The organism is Maribacter sedimenticola, from assembly GCF_900188415.1.
GTDB classification, from domain to species: Bacteria; Bacteroidota; Bacteroidia; order Flavobacteriales; family Flavobacteriaceae; genus Maribacter; species Maribacter sedimenticola.
This window is the reverse complement of sequence record NZ_FZNV01000003.1, coordinates 463,647-477,022: the sequence shown is the minus strand read 5'-3', so window position 1 is coordinate 477,022 and position 13,376 is coordinate 463,647. Positions and strand designations below refer to the sequence as shown.

At 38.4% G+C, this 13,376-nt stretch carries 13 protein-coding genes; 4 read left to right on the top strand and 9 right to left on the bottom strand.

The genetic code is table 11. The features are described from left to right. Positions 1-34 precede the first annotated feature (34 nt). Entirely contained in the window at positions 35-1,975 is a 1,941-nt protein-coding gene (locus CHB68_RS11425) for an alpha-amylase family protein (protein ID WP_089261007.1), read from the bottom strand. Between the two features lies 1 nt (position 1,976). Next, entirely contained in the window at positions 1,977-2,921 is a 945-nt protein-coding gene (locus CHB68_RS11420; protein ID WP_089261006.1) for a carbohydrate kinase family protein, read from the bottom strand. Between the two features lie 181 nt (positions 2,922-3,102). On the opposite strand from CHB68_RS11420, the gene CHB68_RS11415 reads away from it, so the two are divergent. The 4 genes from CHB68_RS11415 to CHB68_RS11400 all read left to right on the top strand — a co-directional run bounded on the left by CHB68_RS11415 (position 3,103) and on the right by CHB68_RS11400 (position 7,161). After that, complete coding sequence (locus tag CHB68_RS11415) at positions 3,103-4,236, top strand: SPFH domain-containing protein (RefSeq protein ID WP_089261005.1); 1,134 nt, start codon at positions 3,103-3,105, stop codon at positions 4,234-4,236. Positions 4,237-4,284: 48 nt separating this feature from the next. Further along, positions 4,285-5,367 carry a DNA helicase PriA gene (locus CHB68_RS11410; protein ID WP_089261004.1) on the top strand — a complete coding sequence of 361 codons (1,083 nt, stop codon included), beginning with the start codon at positions 4,285-4,287 and terminating at the stop codon, positions 5,365-5,367. After that, a complete protein-coding gene (locus CHB68_RS11405) occupies positions 5,364-6,098 on the top strand; it encodes a metallophosphoesterase family protein (protein ID WP_089261003.1) in 735 nt (244 codons plus the stop codon). Before CHB68_RS11410 ends, CHB68_RS11405 begins: the two co-directional genes overlap by 4 nt. A gap of 64 nt (positions 6,099-6,162) precedes the next feature. Then, the gene (locus tag CHB68_RS11400) at positions 6,163-7,161 is read left to right on the top strand and encodes an acyl-ACP desaturase (protein WP_089261266.1); all 999 of its coding nucleotides are present in this window, start codon (positions 6,163-6,165) and stop codon (positions 7,159-7,161) included. A 60-nt stretch (positions 7,162-7,221) separates the two neighbouring features. Here CHB68_RS11400 and CHB68_RS11395 read toward each other — a convergent pair whose 3' ends face one another. From CHB68_RS11395 to CHB68_RS11365, 7 genes are all read right to left on the bottom strand, one after another. After that, positions 7,222-7,821, bottom strand: coding sequence for a hypothetical protein (locus CHB68_RS11395; RefSeq protein ID WP_089261002.1), 600 nt, complete (start codon positions 7,819-7,821; stop codon positions 7,222-7,224). 31 nt (positions 7,822-7,852) lie between these two features. Continuing rightward, positions 7,853-8,767, bottom strand: coding sequence for an OmpA family protein (locus CHB68_RS11390; RefSeq protein WP_089261001.1), 915 nt, complete (start codon positions 8,765-8,767; stop codon positions 7,853-7,855). Between the two features lie 577 nt (positions 8,768-9,344). Continuing rightward, the gene (amaB, locus tag CHB68_RS11385) at positions 9,345-10,898 is read right to left on the bottom strand and encodes an L-piperidine-6-carboxylate dehydrogenase (RefSeq protein ID WP_089261000.1); all 1,554 of its coding nucleotides are present in this window, start codon (positions 10,896-10,898) and stop codon (positions 9,345-9,347) included. Between the two features lie 78 nt (positions 10,899-10,976). Then, positions 10,977-11,351 carry a DUF1304 domain-containing protein gene (locus CHB68_RS11380; protein ID WP_089260999.1) on the bottom strand — a complete coding sequence of 125 codons (375 nt, stop codon included), beginning with the start codon at positions 11,349-11,351 and terminating at the stop codon, positions 10,977-10,979. Further along, on the bottom strand, positions 11,348-11,890 hold the full coding sequence (locus CHB68_RS11375) for a 3-hydroxyanthranilate 3,4-dioxygenase (protein ID WP_089260998.1): 543 nt from the start codon (positions 11,888-11,890) through the stop codon (positions 11,348-11,350). Before CHB68_RS11375 ends, CHB68_RS11380 begins: the two co-directional genes overlap by 4 nt. A 108-nt stretch (positions 11,891-11,998) precedes the next feature. Beyond that, entirely contained in the window at positions 11,999-12,505 is a 507-nt protein-coding gene (locus CHB68_RS11370) for a CAP domain-containing protein (RefSeq protein ID WP_089260997.1), read from the bottom strand. A 286-nt stretch (positions 12,506-12,791) separates the two neighbouring features. Beyond that, the gene (locus tag CHB68_RS11365; RefSeq protein WP_089260996.1) at positions 12,792-13,271 is read right to left on the bottom strand and encodes a CAP domain-containing protein; all 480 of its coding nucleotides are present in this window, start codon (positions 13,269-13,271) and stop codon (positions 12,792-12,794) included. Between the last annotated feature and the right edge of the window lie 105 nt (positions 13,272-13,376).

Genomic DNA, 13,376 nt, shown 5'->3' with positions numbered 1-13,376 from the left:
TAATGATTAGGTATTCGTTATTATTTAACGACCATTAACTATTTTTAATCCACAGTTGTTGAAAAGGTTTTAAGGGCAGCTCATTATTTATAAGCTCAAGAGGATGATCGGTTAGAAGATCAATAGTCGTTTTACCGGTTTGAATGCCAATGGAATGCAGCCAGCCAATATCTAATTTTTCCGTTACCTCGTTAAAATTTGAAAGGATATAGATGTTGCATTCACCCTCTGTACGTTTGTAAACGAATATATGCGGATTGGGACATCCATATATTTTAAGGTTATTGGTGTCTTTGAAGACAGTATGATCTTTCCTTATACGGATCATATTTTTTAATCCTTTAAATATAATTGTTGGGGGGCTATCTGGTGTTTTGTTCAATGTGGAAATAGTATTCCAATCTTGAAGTGGCCTATTCACCCAACGGTTATCGTTTACATGATCGGCATCTTGCTCAAAAGTATAGTCGTTCAAGGTACCTATTTCATCACCGGCGTAGATCATAGGTATGCCGCCAATCGTTAAGATGATACCGTGCATCATTAAAATTTTGGCAATGGCGTAATCGATTATGTTTTTGTTATTTTGTGCCAATGCGGTTTCTAGACCCAAAAGGGATGCGGCACTACCGGTAATTCTTCCGTCTCCATTTTTAGGATTGTACATAAACATTAATCCTTTGGCCGGTGACCATGCTAATTTACCACAATAGTAATTTAATAAAAACTCTTTGTGTGCCCTTGGGTCCCAGCCCATAGAGGCTATAAAATTATCGTCATATCCAAGACCGATATCATCATGGCACCTAATATAATTTATCCAAGTAGCGTCTTTGGGTTTGGTTGGTATCTCGGTTAAGCTCTTTAGCATGAGAGATGCCTGTTTGGTTGCAATGGAGTTCCACAGTAACGCCATCAAAGAAGCATTATAGGCAATTTCACATTCATTGCCCTCTAACATTCCTTCGCCAAAATACTTGAGAATGTTTCTTGGAGCTACAATGGCCTCGGCCAAAAGTATTACTCCTGGCGCAATAACCTGAAGGCACATTCTAAAAAGGGAGATTAAGGCGTGGGCCTCCGGTAAGTTCTGTGATTGGGTGCCGAGCTTTTTCCATAGAAAGGCCAAGGCATCAAAACGGATTACGTCAACGCCCAAATTGGCCAAGGACATTAAATTGGTCAACATTTCTATAAAAACTTCGGGGTTTCTATAGTTTAGATCCCATTGGTAATGATTAAAACAGGTCATTACCCATTTTTCCATTTCTTTGTTATAGGTAAAATTACCCGGTGCGGACTGTGGAAAGATTTCGGGGAGCGTTTTTTCAAATTCATCTGGAATATGGCGTGTTGGGTATGTGTAATAATACCCTTGATACTTAGCATTGCCCGCTTTTGCTTTTTTGGCCCATTCAAACTCATCGCTCGTATGGTTGACCACAAAATCCAGCATTAGGAAAATTCCTTTTTTACGGGCATTTTTGGTCAAGGCAACAAACTCGTCCTTAGTGCCATATCTGGGGTCTATTTCATGATAGCTGTTTACTGCATACCCACCGTCATTTTCCCCGGCTGGCCTGGTGGTTACAGGCATTAGGTGTAAAAAATTGATTCCTAAATCTTTGAAATAGGGCAATTTTTCATTTAGACCGCTAATGTTTTTGTTAAAACGGTCCACATAAAGTTGCATGCCGACCATTTGTTCGCTCTGGTACCAGTTACCCGCCCTTAAGCGTTCAATATCCTGTTGTTGTAACGCCAAGGAACGTTGACCGTAAAGAGTTTCAAGCTGATCAATGAGCACATAGAACTGATCTACATATTCCTTTTCGTTATAAAGTGAAAAAAACAAAGATTTTATTAATGAGAGATTGGTTGCCAGCCTCAGGTCAAAATAGGTTTTGAGCTGTTGTGCATCATCTATCTTTGGTTCTTTGGAAACCAAATAACGATGTAGTTCCGCTTGGTTCATTTTAAGCGTCTAGTTGTTGCATAGTTGGCAAAGATTCTATGGCTCCAAAATTGGTCGTGGTAATAGCACCCGCTTTATTGGCTTTAGTTACCATATTGGTAAGTACCTCTTCATTATCCAATAATGCTTCAATAGTAGGATATTTGGCTATTTGATACAATAGGCAGCCTATGAAGGCATCACCTGCACCCGTAGTATCTTTGGGGGTTACAGGAATACTCGCTATATTTTTTTGAAATTTTTTAGTACTTAACCAGGTCCCTTCACTTCCTAAGGTCACTACTATGATTTCCGTTCCCATTTCATGTAAAACTTCACAGGCTTCCTCTACGTTCTCTTTACCGGAAAGCAATAGTGCTTCTTCCAAACTAAATTTACATAATTGTGATTTTTCTATGAAAGTTTCGCACTTACGTTTGAATACATCCACCTTGTTTTTCCATAGGTCAACCCTATAATTGGGGTCAAAACTTATAAATGCGTTTTTGGTAAGGCCGTCAAATAAATATCTGCTATATGCTTCTTCTAAAGGGCCGCCCAATAATGCAGTAGCGGCTCCAAAATGTACAATGTTGTGTTCAAAATAAGTTTTATGGGAGGAGTCATAAACCAATTCCCTGTCTGCCCCTCTACTGAAAACAAAATCCCTTTCACCATCCTCGTCCAATGAAACAAAGGCCAAGGTCGTAAAGATGTCAGATTCTTGGGCCATGGATATATCTACCTTTTCATCCTCTAATATCCTTAACAGAAATTTTCCAAAAGGGTCGTTTCCTACACAGCCTATAAAGAAGCTGTCCCCTCCTAATTTACTGATGGCACAAGCCACATTTGCCGGTGCTCCGCCTGCTTTTTTTGAGAATTCATTTGCTTTAGATAAATCGTTCCCCTGATTTTCGGCAACAAAATCAATCAATAATTCCCCAATACAAAATATCTTTTTCATAAATCTAAACCGTAATTAGAAATTCTAAGTTAATTAGAAAATATACCTATTTCCTAAAAATTCTTAATGAAATATTAAAATACCACTATGGGCCGCATTATTAACGATTATTATTCCGTGATATTTTGGCTCTGCTCTTGAAATGCATATCTTGAATTGCACAAAATAAAATTAGCTGACCATGAGCATATTCGATGAAATTAAAAAGAAACTTAGCCACGAATTTATAGATATAATAGAGTGGCTAGATGCTAACAATGAAACAATAGTCCATCGTTTTGAGCGCTATCAGAACGAAATTAAAAATAACGCACAATTAATTGTTCGTGAAGGGCAAGTGGCGGTATTTATTAATGAGGGGCAATTGGCAGATGTGTTTAAACCTGGCACCTATACATTGAACACTAAAAACCTGCCTATTCTTACCACACTAAAAGGTTGGAAATATGGTTTTGATAGTCCGTTCAAGGCTGAGGTATACTTTGTAAATACGAGACTTTTTACTGATGAGAAGTGGGGAACCAAAAACCCTTTCATGCTAAGTGACGACAGGTTTGGGTTGGTAGAGATCCGGGCTTTTGGTACCTATAGCTTTAGAATAAATGACCCAGGAAAATTTGTGATCGATGTGGTAGGTACAGATGGTAATTTTACCAACTATGAAGTCAATGAGCACTTAAAAAGTTTGATCGTAACCCGTTTTACCGATACCGTAGGCGAGGCAAACCTTCCTATAGAACTATATGCTGCAAATACTAGTGAATTGTCGGAAACTTGCCAAGAGGTCATGCAACCGGAATTTAATAGGGTAGGTATAGAATTGGAAAAATTCTATATTGAAAATGTTTCCATGCCGGAAGAACTTAAAAAGGAAATATTTGAATATAGTAGGTTAGATAAGTTGGATATGGGCAAGTTGGCTCAGTTCAAGGCGGCCAAAGCAATGGAGCTCGCTGCAAAGAATGAAGGTGGTACCGCCGGTGCGGGTATGGGCATGGGTATGGGTTTTGTGTTGGCGCAACAGATGGGCGGTATGATGGGGCAACCTAGTGGACAACCTTTTGGTGGGCAACAGGTCCAACCGCCAAGTCCACCACCAATACCGGTTGCCGTAGGATATTTTTATGCCGTTGGTGGGCAGCAATCCGGTCCGGTACCTATAGATAAATTAAAGGAATTGTTTGCTAGCAGGACTATCAATAGAGATTCTCTTATTTGGAAACAGGGAATGGAGCAATGGGCACCATTAAAGGAAATAGAGGAGCTTAAATCATTTTTAGGAGGAAATACCCCGCCACCTTTACCCTCCGCCTAAACAAGATTATAAGTAGGTCACTACCCTTTAACCACAAGGGAATTTACTATGGACGAAATTCAAAAGTCAGAATACAAAAAAGCATGTGCCAATTGTGGGGCAGAGTTAAAGTTTAAACCTGGTTCGCATCAGTTAACTTGTGATTATTGTGGGTACGAGGAGTTTATAGAACAATCCAAAAGCAGTTTTGAGGAGCTTGAACTGGAACACTATTTACGGATAGTTGGGGAAAATGCATATACCCAGACGATTGAACTGCTACATTGTAAAAATTGTGGTGCAAACCAACATGTAGAAGAAAATTATAAATCGTTACAATGTGTGTATTGTAGTGAACCTTTAATACGTGAAGATGTAGAAAAAGAAGGATGGATATTGCCCGGAGCCCTGATACCTTTTCAATTAGATGCAAGAAAAGCCCAGACAGTGTTCAGGAATTGGGTAGCAAAACTTTGGTTTGCCCCCAATAAATTAAAAAGGGCCGCTCTGGATCCAGAAGGGTTACATGGCCTTTATGTGCCCTATTGGACTTTTGATGCCAATCTAAAAGCATCCTATCAAGGGCAGCGTGGAGATTATTATTATGAAACGCAAACCTATAACAGTAATAAAGGTAAAAGGACAAGGCAGGTAAGAAAAACCAAATGGACATATGTTTCCGGAAATATCAGTGGCTTTGTAGATGATATTCTTATAAACGCATCAGAAAAAAAACAAAGGGAAATTCCACCAAAAGTAGGCCATTGGAATTTAAAGGAATTAGTTGCATTCAATTCAAAATATTTATCTGGATTTGTAACTGAAAAATATTCCGTTTCATTAAAGGAAGGTCATCATCGTTCTTTTCAAGAAGCCAAAAACAGGGCTTATAACTGGATTAGAAGGGATATAGGTGGGGATACCCAAAGAATTTCCAATGCGGACATTAAATTGTTCAACGAAACCTTTAAACATATTTTGGTACCGGTGTATATAAGCTCTTATAGATATGACGGTAAGGAGTATAGTTTTTATATAAACGGGCAAACCGGTGTGTTAAGTGGTAGAAGGCCATATTCTTTCTGGAAAATTTTCTTTTTAGTGGTTTTTATCATTGTTGTAATTGCGGTATTTGCGATTTTTGCTAAATGAGTACAAAACGAACATTGGTTGTAGGGGATATCCACTCAGGATTAAAAGGTTTAGAGCAGGTATTAGATAGGGCCGCTGTAACAACAAACGATACCCTTGTATTTTTAGGGGATTATATTGACGGATGGAGCCAGGCGGTAGAAACCATTAATTTCCTTTTGTCGTTAAGGGAACAGTACCACTGCATATTTTTACGGGGAAATCATGACGAGCTTTGTTACGAATGGCTAAGGGGTGCCGCAGACAATCCTACTTGGTTCATGCACGGTGGTGAAGCAACCGTTAATTCATATAACAAGATAACGGAGGCCGCTAAGGAAATTCATATGAATTTCTATGAAGGGCTAAACAATTATCATTTGGATAATAATAACAGGTTGTTCCTGCATGCAGGTTTTACCAATTTAAAAGGTATTGAGCATGAGTATTTCCAAAAAACATTTTATTGGGACCGTACCCTATGGGAACTTGCCCTGTCCTTGGACCGTAAATTGGATGAGGAACATATTCATTATCCAAAAAGGCTAAAGAACTATAATGAGATTTATATAGGCCATACCCCAGTTACAAGAATTGGTAAGACTACACCACAAAATGCGGCCAATGTTTGGAACATAGATACTGGAGCCGCCTTTAAGGGGCCGTTGACCATTATGGATATAGATACCAAGGAATATTGGCAAAGTGAGCCGGTTTATACGTTTTATCCCAATGAAATGGGTAGGAATTGATAAAACCTGTAACTTTACCTTAAAAGAGAGGGTTTTATTGACGAACTTTGAAAAAAAAGATACTATGCCGATTAAAAATATAAGATTGGAAGTGATGCAGGCATTGGAGCCTAAGGTTGAGGGATTTATGGATTCTTTCCTTATAAAACCTGAAGATATATGGCAGCCAACGGATTTTCTTCCAAATTCAGAAAAAGATACGTTTTTGCAAGAAGTAAAGGAATTGCGTGAGGAGTCCAAGGATTTGGGATATGACTTTTGGGTGACCATGGTTGCAGATACAATTACAGAAGAAGCTTTACCAACCTATGAATCTTGGTTAATGGATGTTGTAGGTATTGACCAACATGGTGATTATAAGACCAATGGCTGGGCCAAGTGGGTACGTGCATGGACTGCAGAGGAAAACAGGCATGGTGATGTATTGAACAAATATTTATACCTGTCCGGTAGGGTAAATATGAGAGAGGTTGAACTTACGACCCAACACTTAATTTCAGATGGTTTTGATATTGGAACCGATCGCGATCCCTATAAGAACTTTGTATATACTTCTTTTCAGGAATTGGCTACCAATATTTCGCACAAACGTGTTGGTCAATTGGCCAAGAAAAAAGGAAATGCACTATTAGGAAAAATGTGTACTATTATTGCAGGTGATGAAATGAGGCATCATTTGGCCTATAGGGAATTTGTGAAAACTATTTTTGGTGAAGACCCATCAGGTATGATGATCGCATTTGCCGATATGATGAAGAAAAAAATTGTAATGCCCGCCCATTTCTTAAGGGAGTCTGGCGGTACCATTGGTTCTGCATTTGAGAATTTTTCAAATTGTGCCCAACGTTTAGGAGTATATACGGCACAGGATTATGTAGATATTTTGGCTAAGCTAAATGCATTTTGGGAGCTGGAAAGCATGCGTTCCTTGAACGAGGAAGCAGAAAAAGCCAGGGATTATCTATTGAAGTTGCCAGCAAGGTTGGAACGAATTGCGGAACGCATGAAGTTTCCGGAAGACCAATACCATTTTAAATGGGTAGAGGCCAATGGTGCACTATAGGATATAAAAAATCCCGATTCAATGAATCGGGATTTTTTTATTATCGCTATTGAACAGTGGTTACAGTTTGCCATGTTTATGTTCTTCTTGCCATTTGGCAAGTTCTTTCCATTTACCTTCATAACACATTTTTGCCTGCATAGGCCAAGAGGCAGGGTCATGAATTTTATATCTTTTACCGCCGGTGTCCAATACTTTCTGGCAGTCCGCTACGGTAGATTCAGATAGTGCTTTCCATGTTTTAATACCATGGTCCTTGAACATGCCTTCAATTTTAGGACCAATACCCTCAACAATTTTTAAATCGTCCTGTTTAATGGTTTTTCCATATACAGCCTTGGCCGCAGCAGCATCAAAAGCAATGGAACTTGTTGCTGCCCCAGCTGCAAAAGAAGCTGCAGTGGCACCTAAATTGGTGCTTGGAGCACTTTTGGCCACCGGTGACGGTTCTACTGTTTTACTGGCGGCAATGACTTTTTTGTTGCACGCATCCAAGTCTGCTTGTAATTTGCTGTTACTTGCTTTTAGCGTTGAGATTTCTGCAGAATTATCAATTTCGTTGTTTGAACCTTTGCCGATCAAATAGCCCAGGATACCACAGATGATTCCAACTAAAGCTGGAATGATCCAGCACCAAATATTCATAGTTTCAAAATTCATTTTTAATTTAATTTAGGAGATTAGTGTATGTTTATTTTAAAGTAATAACGGTTCTTCTGTTTTTGTCCCTGCCCTCTTCAGTGGCATTATCGGCAATTGGATCAGTTTGACCTTTTGAGGATGTTATGATCTTATCTTCAGATATACCATTTTTTAATAGGTAGTCTTTGGCAAAATTTGCGCGGTCCAAACCTAATCTCATATTGGTGCTGGCTTTTCCGGTGTTATCGGTATGGCCTACAATGTCAACTTGTGCTCCCTTTACTCTATCAAGATATTTAGAGATATCGGCAATTTTTTGACGCTGTGCCGCATCTAGCGTAATTGATGCTTGAGCGGTGTTGAAATATAGGATAAGGGGATCGGCCTGGATAGCATCATAAAGAGCTTTAAGTTCATCATCCGCCGTTTCTGATTTAGTGTCAAGATCAAATGAAACCGGACCATAATATATACCGTCTTTAGCGACCATATCATCCATAAGTTTGCCCAAAGTATTGATTTGGCTTGTTGAGACGCCTTTAGAAGCCAAGTCGTTTTTAACGGAATTGGCCCTTGCAAGTCCTAAATTTGGAAAAGCTGTATTGTTTTCTTCATCACTGGTATAATACCCGGTGATATTAAGAATTTGATTTTCGTTACCGTCCAAATATGATTTTAGTTCTGAAATTCCCGTGTTAACTTCAGCACTTAAAGGTTGAACAAAATCATTGGATGAAAGGTTGAAGTTATAATTATCGTTCGAGGAAAAATTGAGACCTTCTCCCTGAATGGCAAAGGGAAAAGAAGTGGCTTTAGGAGTTACCACGGTTGCCGGTGTTTCCGTAACGGTTTTGGCTGGCTCTTTGGTAAATGAACCACATTCGCTGCAAAAATAAATATACAGGAACGTACCGGCTACAATGGTAATCAACATCAATAATAAATTGGTGGTTGTTTTAGACATTATATATAGTGTTTAGTGTTTGATGTACAATGTATTAAAAAAATCTTAACAATGTTAAAATTTTAAAAGCTAATTGCCTTATAGTCAATCTATAGGTTATTTTCCAGATATACTTAAAAGATGACTATTTGTACAATCTTGGGGTTTATACATGAAAAGTTGAAATGTATACCCCTTTAATTATTGCATTTTTGCAATATAGTTTTCAGGTATATATCTCCCCACAAAGATTGGGCATTGATATGACCTTTAAAGTTTTGAGTTAGTTGGTTAAAAAATCTTGTCTTCTATCATGTCGACAAGATTTTTTTATGCAAACTATTCAGGTAGCAAAAATCCAATTATACAATTTTTACGGTGAGTTGTACAGATTTTAAAACACTATAAAATATAAAATGCTAGCTTTCTAAAGCACTATAAATGAAGGAGTGGAATGAAAAAAAGGATAAGAAATATATTTAATTTCCTCTGCATGTTCTTCCTACTTGGGCTTCAAACCCTGCTACAAGGAAGCTGGTCCAATGAGCCAGCAAACGGTAAGACCGCTTAAAACATGCAAAGGAATTAATCTACTATTTTAAAGGTCGAACTTTATACCTTGGGCCAATGGCAGTTCCGTGGTATAATTAATGGTATTGGTTTGTCTTCTCATATACACTTTCCATGCATCTGAGCCACTTTCCCTACCGCCACCTGTTTCTTTTTCTCCACCAAAAGCACCGCCAATTTCAGCACCTGAAGTACCTATATTTACATTGGCAATTCCACAATCACTTCCCCAAGCGGAAAGAAATTGTTCCGCTTCACGAAGGTTATTGGTCATTATTGCTGAAGATAGTCCCTGTAACACACCATTTTGTATGGCAATGGCATTTTCCACGTCACCGGAATATTTTATTAGATATAGAACTGGAGCAAATGTTTCATGCTGCACAATTTTAAAGTGGTTTTCTGCCTCTGCTATGGCCGGACGTACATAGCAACCGCTTTCATACCCTTGTTCTTCCAATACTCCACCTTCTACAATGAGGTTGCCGCCCTCGTTGACCACTTGTTGCAATGCTTTATTATATTGTAATACGGCATCCGTATCAATCAATGGCCCCACATGATTATTTTCATCTAAGGGATTTCCTATTCTTAATTGGTTATAGGCAGCGACTATGGCATTCTTTACTTTATCATACATAGATTCATGTATAATCAATCTTCTGGTAGATGTACAACGTTGCCCTGCTGTTCCTACTGCACCAAAAACTGCTCCGATTACCGTCATTTTAATATCGGCATCTGGAGTTACGATAATGGCATTGTTGCCACCTAACTCCAATAACGATTTACCCAACCGCGCCGCGACGGCCTGGGCAACAATTTTGCCCATTCGTATAGATCCCGTTGCTGATACCAATGGAATACGGGCATCACCGGTCATTAATTCACCTACGGTATAATCCCCGTTGATCAAACATGAAATTCCTTCCGGTAAATTATTCTCTTTGAAGACCGTAGCCGCTATATGTTGACAAGCAATGCCGCACAGGGGTGTTTTTTCTGAAGGTTTCCAAATACAAACATCTCCACAGATCCATGCCAATGCAGTATTCCAGGCCCAAACGGCTACTGGAAAATTAAATGCGGATATTATGCCCACCACACCTAGGGGGTGATATTGTTCATACATTCTATGTCCCGGTCTTTCCGAATGCATGGTCAAACCATGCAATTGCCTGGATAGGCCAACCGCAAAATCGCAGATGTCTATCATTTCCTGTACTTCTCCCAAACCTTCTTGGTAGCTTTTACCCATTTCATAAGAGACCAATTTCCCTAGCGGTTCCTTGAGTTCACGAAGTTTATCGCCAAATTGCCTGACAATTTCACCTCTTTGTGGTGCAGGTTTGGTCCTCCATTCCTTATAAGCGGCAGTTGCGGTGCCCATTACTTGTTCATAATCTTCTTTAGTAGTGGTTTTAACCTTGGCGATCAAAGAACCGTCTACGGGTGAAAATGACGCTATAGTTTCACCGGATGAAAAATTGTTGGTACCTGTAGAGGAACCTTCGTTGATCTCCTTTATTCCTAAAACTTTTAGGGCATCGTAAATACCGAAATCTGAGGCTATTTTTGACATTTTATAACTTTTAAAGCAATTAATGTTAGATATATTACAAAAATACAAAGAATATCATGTAATATAGACGGGTAGAATTTATAAAAAATATTTTATGACTGCCCATAGAACAAAACCTATCAATGCGGGCATACCTTGAACAATAAATATTTTTTTAGCAACGGAATATGCCCCATATACCCCTGCAACAACTACACAGCCCAAAAAGAACAACGCTATATTTGCTGACCATTCTGGGTCGTTAATGAATAAGGACCATAGTAGGCCGGCCGCCAAAAATCCATTATAGAGGCCTTGATTTGCGGCCATTTGTTTAGTGGGTTCAAAAAGGTCACTAGGAAAATTTCTAAAAACCTTTTTGCCTTTTGTTGTCCAAGCAAACATTTCCAGATATAAAAAATAGATATGCATAGTGGCTACCACAATCGTTATGACCTTAGCTAGGAAAATCATTCTTCTTTTGCAATAAAACGTTCATCTACAGGCATTACCGTACCACAATTATCACATGTTCGCAATGCTTTAGAGCTATAGAAGTGTTTAAAATGAGATAAAAAATCCTTTTCAATATCGGTCAGGGTAAAGTACGCTTCATATAATTTGTGGTTGCAATTATCACAGAACCAGAGCAAGCCGTCATCAACATTCATATCTGCTCTTTTTCGTTCTATCACTAAGCCAATGGATCCTTCCTTACGCACCGGGGAATGAGGTATTTTTGCAGGATGTAGATACATATCTCCCGGCCCTAGGTGCATGGTTCTTTTTTTACCATCTTCTTGAATATGCACTTCAATATTTCCTTCTAATTGATAAAAAAGCTCTTCCGTTTCGTTATAGTGGTAATCTTTTCTTGCGTTGGGTCCCGCTACGATCATGACAATATAATCTCCGGCATCTTTGTAAAGGTTTTTATTGCCTACGGGAGGTTTTAAGGAAGCTCTATTTTCTTCAATCCATTTATTAAGATTAAAGGGTGCTCTGATACTCATAGTTATAATTTTAATTGAAAGTTATAAAAACGGATGGCGCTTACCTAAAACTTGGACATAAAAAAAGCCTTTGTTCAACAAAGGCTTTTTAAAAACTATATTATTTGACTATCTAAAGAACAATTGTGTAAAATATAGATCTCCATTGTTGTTTTCCTTAATGCTTATGGCAGAGTAATCATAATCTCCTTCTATATTGACTCTATGTCCCGGGCTATCGATCCAAGCTTCAAAAGCTTCTTGTACCGTATCATAATTTCTTGCTACATTCTCCGCAACGTATACGGCGCCTGTTCTTTTTGAGATTTTTTCTGCACGTTCCCCAAATTTAGCATGGCTTGTGTTTCCTTTTTGTATCATATAGTCTGTATGAAGACCCGCATAATAATAGGTAGTACCTTCAAAAGTCATCTCGTTTAGGCCAATACTTACTCTATAGGTATTGATTATATCAAACAGTTCAGCTTCCAAAGCATTGTGTTTATCAGAACTGACTAAGGTAACCTTTGTTGCCGGCTCTTCGTTTACTTCTTCATAGCCTGCAAAATTTTCATATTTGGAACATGAGGACATTAAGATGATGAACAATGCTAAAGTAGGTAAGGATAATTTCATTTTTGGGAAACTTTAATTTTAATTACAATTCAAAAGTACTCCCAAGAATCATGTTAGGAAGAAATATATCCATAGAGGTGCCAAAAAACTCGATAAGCTGTAAATTTAGCATTAATGGGCGCTTATCGACCAAGTGCATGGGTCATTTCATCGTAAAAAAGTGTATTTCGTATGGTTTTTCGCACTTCATCCGCTAAATAAAACGGATGAACGGAAATATCTATATGTAAGAAATCTCTTAGGGTTCATTTTATCCCAAAAAGTGTATAAATTATCTGCAATTAGGTTATTGCTTATAAAAAAGCTGCGTAAAATAATAATTCCCTAAATCATCCTTTTTGACGCTAACACCGGTATGGGTAAAATCTCCTTCCATTGTTTTTTTGTGACTACTGCTTAAATACCACCCTTCAAAGGCCTCTATGGCAGACTTATAATCCTTGGCCACGTTCTCTGCCACCATTTTCACTTCTATCTCAGAATTGATCTTAGCGGCCCTGGAACTAAAATTATCATGGCTTATGCTGCCTTTTGCAATCATATAGTCAGTGTGAACATTGGCGTATTTATAGGCCACTTCACTAAATTCAAGCGCATTGATGTTTAAACCAATTCTATGCTTGTTTACAATCTCCAATAGGTCGAGTTCTATATCAAGTACATTCTCTGTTTCTACATAGGGCAAACCTTCTACAGGGTCACTGGTGCAAGAACCAAGAATTACTACAAATAGGACAGCGACCGCATAATGCAATCTCATTTTCATATAGTGTCATTTTGTAATAAAGCCTTTTTGGCGTAGCGAAGTAGGTTTGTAAGATGAGAATGTTCTAAGTTCTCTATCGATAGGGGATATCGATAAGTAATATTA

Bases quoted from the DNA above. Each gene is read 5' to 3' on its own strand.
- CHB68_RS11400 (WP_089261266.1), top strand. From the start codon at position 6,163: ATGCCGATTAAAAATATAAGATTGGAAGTGATGCAGGCATTGGAGCCT.
- CHB68_RS11415 (WP_089261005.1), top strand. From the start codon at position 3,103: ATGAGCATATTCGATGAAATTAAAAAGAAACTTAGCCACGAATTTATA.
- CHB68_RS11410 (WP_089261004.1), top strand. From the start codon at position 4,285: ATGGACGAAATTCAAAAGTCAGAATACAAAAAAGCATGTGCCAATTGT.
- CHB68_RS11425 (WP_089261007.1), bottom strand. From the start codon at position 1,975: ATGAACCAAGCGGAACTACATCGTTATTTGGTTTCCAAAGAACCAAAG.
- CHB68_RS11420 (WP_089261006.1), bottom strand. From the start codon at position 2,921: ATGAAAAAGATATTTTGTATTGGGGAATTATTGATTGATTTTGTTGCC.
- CHB68_RS11365 (WP_089260996.1), bottom strand. From the start codon at position 13,271: ATGAAAATGAGATTGCATTATGCGGTCGCTGTCCTATTTGTAGTAATT.
- CHB68_RS11405 (WP_089261003.1), top strand. From the start codon at position 5,364: ATGAGTACAAAACGAACATTGGTTGTAGGGGATATCCACTCAGGATTA.
- CHB68_RS11370 (WP_089260997.1), bottom strand. From the start codon at position 12,505: ATGAAATTATCCTTACCTACTTTAGCATTGTTCATCATCTTAATGTCC.
- CHB68_RS11395 (WP_089261002.1), bottom strand. From the start codon at position 7,821: ATGAATTTTGAAACTATGAATATTTGGTGCTGGATCATTCCAGCTTTA.
- CHB68_RS11380 (WP_089260999.1), bottom strand. From the start codon at position 11,351: ATGATTTTCCTAGCTAAGGTCATAACGATTGTGGTAGCCACTATGCAT.
- CHB68_RS11390 (WP_089261001.1), bottom strand. From the start codon at position 8,767: ATGTCTAAAACAACCACCAATTTATTATTGATGTTGATTACCATTGTA.
- amaB (WP_089261000.1), bottom strand. From the start codon at position 10,898: ATGTCAAAAATAGCCTCAGATTTCGGTATTTACGATGCCCTAAAAGTT.
- CHB68_RS11375 (WP_089260998.1), bottom strand. From the start codon at position 11,890: ATGAGTATCAGAGCACCCTTTAATCTTAATAAATGGATTGAAGAAAAT.